Here is a 7,537-nt window from a genome sequence, read left to right on the forward strand (position 1 = left end):
ATGCCACAGGGCAAATTGGTGTCTGGCCGTTTATCACTGCACCTTACCCCGTCTGGTTGAAGCTGCAGGGGAAAACGGACAAGGGCGATGATCATTCGCTGACGGTGTACAACGGGGCGGGCAGTGCAGCTGTGAACCCGACCTGGATCGCTAACGGAAAAATCGAACCAGGGATCGCTCGTACCTATCTGGAGGGGTTGGGACATGGCACCAAGCTGCAGGTGGAGTTAAAAGCGGCGTTCAGTGTGAGCAAGGTTGAGGCCGAGGCCATCAGCTTTCCGGTGGTGGAATACACCATTTACAAACCCGCTTTAAGTGCGGGTGGGAATAAAACTCTTGCAGTCCCTGGCTACCATGTTATTCAAGGAGCCCCGCCCGCAAATCCACCTGCGGCTGCTGTCTATACTCAAAGTGCAACAGGTGGCGTTCGTCCTTATCGCTACAGTTCAGCTGATAAAAATGTAGCAACGGTTGATGAGTTGACAGGGCGAGTGGTAGCGGCGGGCAAAGGAACTACGAAAATCACAGTGACAGATAATGTTGGAGCTACCGCCTCTTATACCTTGACGATAAGTGGTTTAACGATGTGGCGGAGAGTTCATACAGGCCAGCCGCCAATGCAAAATGCATGGCCCAGAGCTGTCAATGCTATCGCCAGTTCAGGTACACGTTTTCCAACTCAGGCTGAGTGCAGGGTACTTGCTGACTTATACAGAGTGGGTGGACTTCCTATCGTTGGATCGCTGTGGTTGGGTAATCAAACTATGCTTAGGTTTGGTAGGTATACGGCAACTGATCCTTATGAATTACTGATTACTCCTGATAACGGGAGTTGGAATTCTGTTGCTATATGGGGGATTAGTTAAATCAACATAGGGCTAATCTGGGGCATATTTACTTCAAGGAAGACTGCCCCGTGCGCCACTCCCGGCGAACGTGCGCACGGGCAAAAAACTCAGGCAGCTCGACATCGTCCTTTGGGGGCAGGGTTTCCACGCCTCCACAAGGACTGACCGTCAAGTGACTGCAATGCCCTCACACAACCGCCAGGTAAGAGCTCTGCACCGCCCGCGCCAACTCCCGGATAGCTTCAATAAACTCCGTCAACCGACTATGCAACCCATCCTCCAGAATCTCATCAATCCCCGTATACCGCAGCCGCGCTTCAAATTCCGCCGCCAAGCGCTGCGCCGTGCGTCCATAGCTGCCAGGCAGGTCCGCGAGGATATGGCTCAACTCCCCGATACACGCATGCAGCGAGCGCGGCACGTCGCTGCGCAACAGCAGCAGTTCCGACACCGAGCGGGCATTCAAGGCATTGGGATACAGCTCGGTGTATGCCTCGAATGACGACAATTCGTGGAACACGGACTGATTCAAAAGCGGGTCTGCCCCATACTTGATGCTAGATAACAAGACCCGGCACTGTACTGGAATTGAGCGACGGTCAAATGTGGGAGCTGGCTTGCCTGCGATGGCATCAACTCGGTGTTTCAGTTGCACCGAGTCGTCAGCATCGCAGGCAAGCCAGCTCCCACACTTGAGTGTATCGGCCTCAGGGCTTTGCCATCACGGCGGTGAACAGTGGGGACTCCAGGAACCGGTGTAGCCACGCCTGTAACCGGTCATACGCTGTACCCGCAAACCACTCCCGATCCACATGAGCAAACTGCCGCACAAACGGCGCCAGTGCCGCATCCGCCAGGCTCGGGTGTTCGGCGAGCAAGTACTCACGCTCCGCCAGCAAGCCTTCCAACTTTTGCAAGAACACCTCACCCTCGGCCCGATAATGCTCCATCGGTTGTTCCAGATAGCGCTCGGCATACTTGTATCGATTCAAATGATGCTTGAACACCTGATCATTCTCGGCAATCAACGCCAGCACCGCAGGGTCACCTTGCAGCAGCCAATCATCCGGGTCGTGCTGCGCCAGCGCCCATTGCATGATCTCCAGGCTCTGCTCGATCACTCGACCTTCGACACTCAACACCGGCACCGTACCCTTGGGCGACAGCGCCAGCATCTCGGCTGGCTTGGCCTTGAGGCTCACCTCGACGATTCGCACAGGAACGCCTGAGTAACGCAAGGCCAGCCGCGCCCGCATCGCATAGGGGCAGCGCCGGAACGAATAAAGTAGCGCTTCGTTCACTTGACCTCCAGGGTACTCAAGCCATTGCCCTGGCGCTTGACCTGGATCTGTACCGGGATGCGCTCGTGCATTTCCTGTACGTGGGAGATCACCGCCACTTTGCGGCCCTGGGCTTGCAGGCCGTCCAGGGCGTCCATGGCCAATTGCAGGGATTCGGGGTCGAGGCTGCCGAAGCCTTCGTCGATAAACAGCGATTCGATCTTCAATGTGCTCGAGGCCATGGACGCCAGGCCCAAGGCCAACGCCAACGACACCAGGAAGGTTTCGCCACCGGACAATGAATGCACCGAACGCAGTTCATCGCCCATCTCTGTGTCCATGACCAACAGCCCGAGCATGCTGCCGCCGCGTTTAAGCCGGTAGCGGCGCACCAGTTGGCGCAGTTGCACGTTGGCATGGTGCACCAGCAAGTCGAGGTTGTAGGCCTGGGCGATCTTGCGGAAGGTGTCGCCGGTGGCCGAGCCGATCAGCGCATTCAGGCGTGCCCAGCGCTGCCACTGCTCGTAAGCTTTGGCGATCTGTTCGGCCAGGGCCTGGTTGGCATTCTGGCGACGCTGGTCTTCGGACTGGCGTGCGCGCAGTTCGGCGCAGTGTTTCTCACCCTCGAGCAGTTGCTGGTCAAGCGTTGCCAGGGTGGCGTCCAGTTGCTCGGCCTCCAGGTTGCCGTTGTGCAGGGCCTGGTGTTCGGCCAGGCGCTGTTCGCGCTCGTGCAGCAGAACCTTGGCTTGCTCGACGGCCTTTTCGCTGCTGTGCAGGTGCTGACGCAACTGCGCGACCTGGGCTTCATCAAGGGCCAACAGGCGTGCCAGGCCCTGATCATCCAGGTCTGGGTGCTGGGCGCGCCATTCGCCGATGCGTGTCGCAAGGGCGTGCTGCTCCGCCTCCAATGCCTGCTGGCGTTGCTGCTGGGCCTTGAGGTCGGCGGCCAGCTGTACTTGCGCCGTGTGCACGGCGTGCAGTTCCTGGTTGGCGTCGGTCTCGCTTTGACGCGACTGCGTGACGGCTTGCTCCAGCTGCTGTTGCCAGTGTTCGGCGCTGGGGTAATCCCCTAGCAAGGCGCGGAGTTTTTCCTGGACGGCGTGTTGCTGGTCGGCCAGCTCGGCGACTTGCAGATTCACAGTTTCAAGTTGCTGCTGACGATGCTGTTGGTGGGTGTGTTGTTTCTCGATGGCCTGTTGGCGCTCCTGCTGCTCGGCCTGCTCGTCGCGTTGATGGCCCAACTGCTCAAGGCGCTGACTGACCTGTTGGTCGAGCTGCATGAAGGTCGCCGCAGGCGCGCTGCGCAAGCCTTCCAGCGTCTCGGCGGGCAACAGATTGGAGACGGCGCTGAGTTCCGCCTCCAGGCGTTCGCGGTCGCCGGCCAGTTGCCGTTGTTGGTCCACCAGCAATTGCCGGGCTTGCTGGCTGGCGTCCTGGGCCGCTTGCAATTGTTGCTGCAAGCGCCCGGCGTTCTGTTGCAGGTTGAGCAGGGCGCCTTGGCGTTGTTCGTCCTGGCTGATGCTTTGGGTCAATTGGGCCAGTTGCTGGGCCAGCCAAGGGCTGCGCTTAGCGGGGTCCTGATTGAACAGCGAGGCCGACAGTGGGTGGGCATGCAGGCTCGGTGCCAAACCCTGCTGCTGGGTGGCCAACTGTTCCTGCTGTTGCAGGAACTCTTTTTGCTGAGCGATCAGGCCGCCGACTTCACCGCGCAGTTCGGTGAGTTTTTCCTTGAGGCTGTCGACGGCTTTCTGCGCCGCCGCCTCTTCACTTTCATCATGGCGGCCCAGGCTTTGCAGCAGGGCTTCAGGCTGGTGATAGGGGTGTTCGTGGCTGCCGCACACCGGGCAGGGTTGGTCATCCTGCAACTGCTCGCGTAACTCCTCGACGCTGGCACTGCGGGCCAGGCGTTGGCGCTCAAGCAGTTGCTTGGTCACCGCCAGGGTTTGTTCGGCAACGGTGAGTTCGGCCTTGGTTTGCAGGCCGGTCTGGTTCAGTTGTTCGCGTTTTTGCGCGGCCTCGGCGAGCTTTTGCGTGAGCGCACCTGCCTGTTGATCCAACTGTTGCTGGCTGTCCCACAAACGGGCCAGGTCTTCGAAGGCGCGCTGTTGCTTGCGATTGTCTTGCAGCAGGCTGGCCAGCAATTGGATTTGTTCGGCCACCGCGTGCGGTTCGGCACCGGTCTCGTGGTAGAGCAAATCCAGGGCTTCGCGCTGTTGGGTGAACTGTTCGGCGGCGGCGCTGGCGCGCTGTTCGAGTTGCCCCAGCTCGGCCTGGCCTTGGTTGAGGCGATTGCCGATCAGCACCAGTTGTTGCAGGCGGTCACGGTAGGCGTTCCAGGCATCGCTCAGCGGCGCGAGGGCGGCGCTATGCTCAAGTTCGGTGGCCAGGCGTTGCAGGCGCTCGGTGCCTTGGGCTTGCGTGTGTTGCAAACCGTCGAGCAGGGCCTGGCCTTCGGTGCAGGCGCTTTCGTGCTGGTGTTTTTCCTCGTTGCGCTTGGCCAGTTCGCGGCTCACATGGGCGAGGGTGTTTTGCTCTTCGATGGCCTGGCGCAGTAGGGGCGCGGCGTCGGCCTGGTGTTTCAGGGCCTCGGCCAGTGCAGCCTGGGCGGCCACTTGCTGGTGTTGCGCCTGTTCCTGGCGGGCGTGCAGGGTGGTTTGTTGCTCGAGGTGCTGCGCAATCTGTGCCGCCAGGGGCGTCAGCAGGGTGCCGAGTTCTGCCTGGCGCAGGAAGTGATGGCGTTGCGGTGCCAACTGCTCCAGCAGGCTGAGATCTTGGCGTTGCTGGCCTTGGCTGGCCCAGGTTGCTTCGTCGCGTTGCAGTTGCTCCACTGCGTGTTGATGGCGCTCCTGCCATTCACGCAGTTCCTTGAGCCAGGTGTGCTGCAACTCCAGCTGCTTGAGCTGGGCTTGTTGGGTCTTGAGCTGCTGCTGGGCGTGGGCCAACTGTTGATCCAGCTCGGCGCGGGCTTCGGGTGCCAGGGGTACCACGCCGGTGGCTTGGTCCTGCAGCTGTTTGTGGGCGTCCTTGGCCTCTTTGGCCTTATCGAACGCACGGCGGCCGAGCTGGGTGTAGAGCGCGGTGTCGGTGAGCTTTTCCAGCAGTTCGCTGCGCTCATTGTCATTGGCCTTGAGGAAGGCGCTGAACTCGCTTTGCGCCAGCAGCACTGCACGGGTGAACTGTTCGAAGTTCAGGCCCAGGGCCAATTCGAGCTGGGTCTTGTATTCGGTTTTCTGGCTGGCCAACAGTTGGTCGCTGTCCAGGTCGATCAGGCTTTGCCGGCTGTTCTGCAACTTGCCGCTGGCCTTGTCACGGGCGCGGTTGGCTTCCCAGCGCGCACGGTAGCGACGGCCACTGACACCGACAAAATCCACCTCGGCATAGCCGCCACCGGTGCCGCGTCGAATCAGAGTGCGCGGGTCGCCGATGGAAATATCCGTGTCGGCGTCCGGCATCTTGGCCTGGCCGGTGTCACCCAGGCGTGGCACCGCGCCAAACAGCGCCAGGCACAACGCATCGAGCAGGGTACTTTTACCCGCGCCGGTCGGCCCGGTGATGGCGAACAGACCCGCACTGGCCAGGGGCTCGGCGGTAAAGTCGATTTCGAACGGGCCCGCCAGGGAGGCGAGGTTTTTCAGGCGGATGGCGAGGATCTTCATGGCTCTTCGCCCTCCTGTTGTACTTCCTGGAGCAGCACGGCGAAGTCCTTCAAGGTCTGTTCATCCACTTCACTGCCGTAGCTGTCCTGCCAGGCGCGGCTGAACAGTTCCTGGGGCGTGAGCTGGTCGAGTTCGATCAGTTGCGCATCGTCTACCTCTGCGCTGTCGCGTGTGCCGGCATACTCGGCGGCGATACGCACCAGGCGCACGGCCTTGCCTTGCAGTGCAGTTTCGATCTGTTGGCGCAGGTCCGGTTGCGGCTCGTCGAGGCGCACGCGCACTTCCAGCCAGGGGTGGCGCTGGGTTTCGGCGAGCAGGTCGATGTCGGGCAGCTCACCGAGTTGCTTGAGGATATCGGCCAAGGGCGCGGCATCCAGGCGTTGCAGGTTGACGGAGCGGGGAATCAGGATCGGTTCGCAGCCCACCAGCCTTTCGCCCTGGAACGTCACGTCGAGAATCTGGTGCTTGTAGCCGATTTCGGAGAACGACAGGGGGATTGGCGAGCCGCTGTAGCGAATGCGCTCCTCGCCATTGACCTTTTGCGGTTTGTGCAAATGGCCGAGGGCCACATACGCCACGCTTCGGTCGAACAGTGTGGCAGGCAGCGCCTCGGCATTGCCGATGATCAGGCTGCGTTCGGAGTCTTCGGATACCGATCCACCGGCCATATGCGCATGGCTGATGGCTATCAGCGCCTGGCCTTTGTTGCGCTTGGCATTGGCGGCCGCGATCAGCCATTCATGCACTTGGCCGATGCCGCGCAGGTAATCATCGCCCAGCTGTGCGCCGGTGACTTCCGCCGGGCGCAGGAAGGGCAGCGCCAGGCACCAGGCGGCGATCTTGCCTTTGGCATTGGGCAGCGGGATCAGCAGCCGGTCGGCATCCAGTTGCCCGTCATCCAGCCACAGCACCCGGCCCAGGGCGTGGGTGCGCAGGCGGCGCATCAGAGGCGCAGGCAGCTCAATGCGCGAACCGGAGTCATGGTTGCCGGCAATCATCACAATGGTCAGTGTCGGCTGTTGTTCGTGGGCGCTGATGATGAAGTCATACAAGCGCTCCTGGGCCTTGAGCGGCGGGTTGACCGTGTCGAAGATATCGCCGGCGATCAACAGCACGTCCGGGCGCTGGGCCTTGAGTTGGCCCAGCAGCCACTCAAGGAAACAAGCGTGTTCGAAGTCGCGTTCCTGGCCGTGGAGGTTTTGGCCCAAGTGCCAGTCGGAGGTATGAAACAGACGCAAGGCGAACTCCGTGGAGAAGATGAAAAGGAGGGGAGTTTACCTGTAAAAGTGCACGCGGACTCATGGCCGACGCGATCAACGGAGTGTGGGCCAGCCCTGATGGCTGATTGTAGGAGCGAGCTTGCTCGCGAAAAACGTCAACGATGACGCGTGTTTCCTGGATAAACGCGGCGCCTATGAGTTCTTCGCGAGCAAGCTCGCTCCTACGGGGGCTATGGCGTGTCAGTGGGGTTGGGTTGCAGGCAATCGAGCGCACGGTCGGCGAGGGTGCGGGCCATGTCGATCAGGCGACGCAGATCCACTGTGGGAGCTGGCTTGCCTGCGATGGATGAGTATCAGCCAGCACATCTGCCGACTGTTACACCGCCATCGCGGGCAAGCCCACTCCCACAAGGTTTTGTGGTGTTGGTCGAGGCTGGGTTACTTGGGGTAGAGCGGCGGCAAACTGGTGGTGTCGGTGGCCGGGTCTTGTTCGCGTTCGGCCACGGGGATCGCCTTGATGGCACGCCATTGAT

Annotated in this window: 5 protein-coding genes; 1 reads left to right on the forward strand and 4 read right to left on the reverse strand. The window is 60.9% G+C overall.

All coding sequences use genetic code 11. The features are described 5' to 3' along the window. Positions 1–866: Ig-like domain-containing protein (locus tag BT204_RS08160; protein ID WP_139271486.1), on the forward strand; the 866-nt coding region annotated here is incomplete at its 5' end. Positions 867–1,035: 169 nt separating this feature from the next. On the opposite strand, the gene BT204_RS08165 is transcribed toward BT204_RS08160, so the two are convergent. From BT204_RS08165 to BT204_RS08180, 4 genes are all read right to left on the reverse strand, one after another. Continuing rightward, entirely contained in the window at positions 1,036–1,416 is a 381-nt protein-coding gene (locus BT204_RS08165; RefSeq protein ID WP_267899659.1) for an alpha-E domain-containing protein, read from the reverse strand. 139 nt (positions 1,417–1,555) lie between these two features. Next, the gene (locus BT204_RS08170) at positions 1,556–2,149 is read right to left on the reverse strand and encodes a glutathione S-transferase (protein ID WP_072446303.1); all 594 of its coding nucleotides are present in this window, start codon (positions 2,147–2,149) and stop codon (positions 1,556–1,558) included. After that, on the reverse strand, positions 2,146–5,784 hold the full coding sequence (locus tag BT204_RS08175; protein WP_072446305.1) for an AAA family ATPase: 3,639 nt from the start codon (positions 5,782–5,784) through the stop codon (positions 2,146–2,148). The genes BT204_RS08170 and BT204_RS08175 overlap by 4 nt, the downstream gene beginning before the upstream one ends. Further along, complete coding sequence (locus BT204_RS08180; RefSeq protein WP_072446306.1) at positions 5,781–7,022, reverse strand: exonuclease SbcCD subunit D C-terminal domain-containing protein; 1,242 nt, start codon at positions 7,020–7,022, stop codon at positions 5,781–5,783. Before BT204_RS08180 ends, BT204_RS08175 begins: the two co-directional genes overlap by 4 nt. Positions 7,023–7,537: the final 515 nt, after the last annotated feature.

Source organism: Pseudomonas sp. NFPP02 (assembly GCF_900119355.1).
In the GTDB taxonomy this organism is placed as follows: domain Bacteria; phylum Pseudomonadota; class Gammaproteobacteria; order Pseudomonadales; family Pseudomonadaceae; genus Aquipseudomonas; species Aquipseudomonas paracarnis.

Coding starts and splice junctions, on each gene's coding strand:
- BT204_RS08175 (WP_072446305.1), bottom strand. CDS start 5,784: ATGAAGATCCTCGCCATCCGCCTGAAAAACCTCGCCTCCCTGGCGGGC.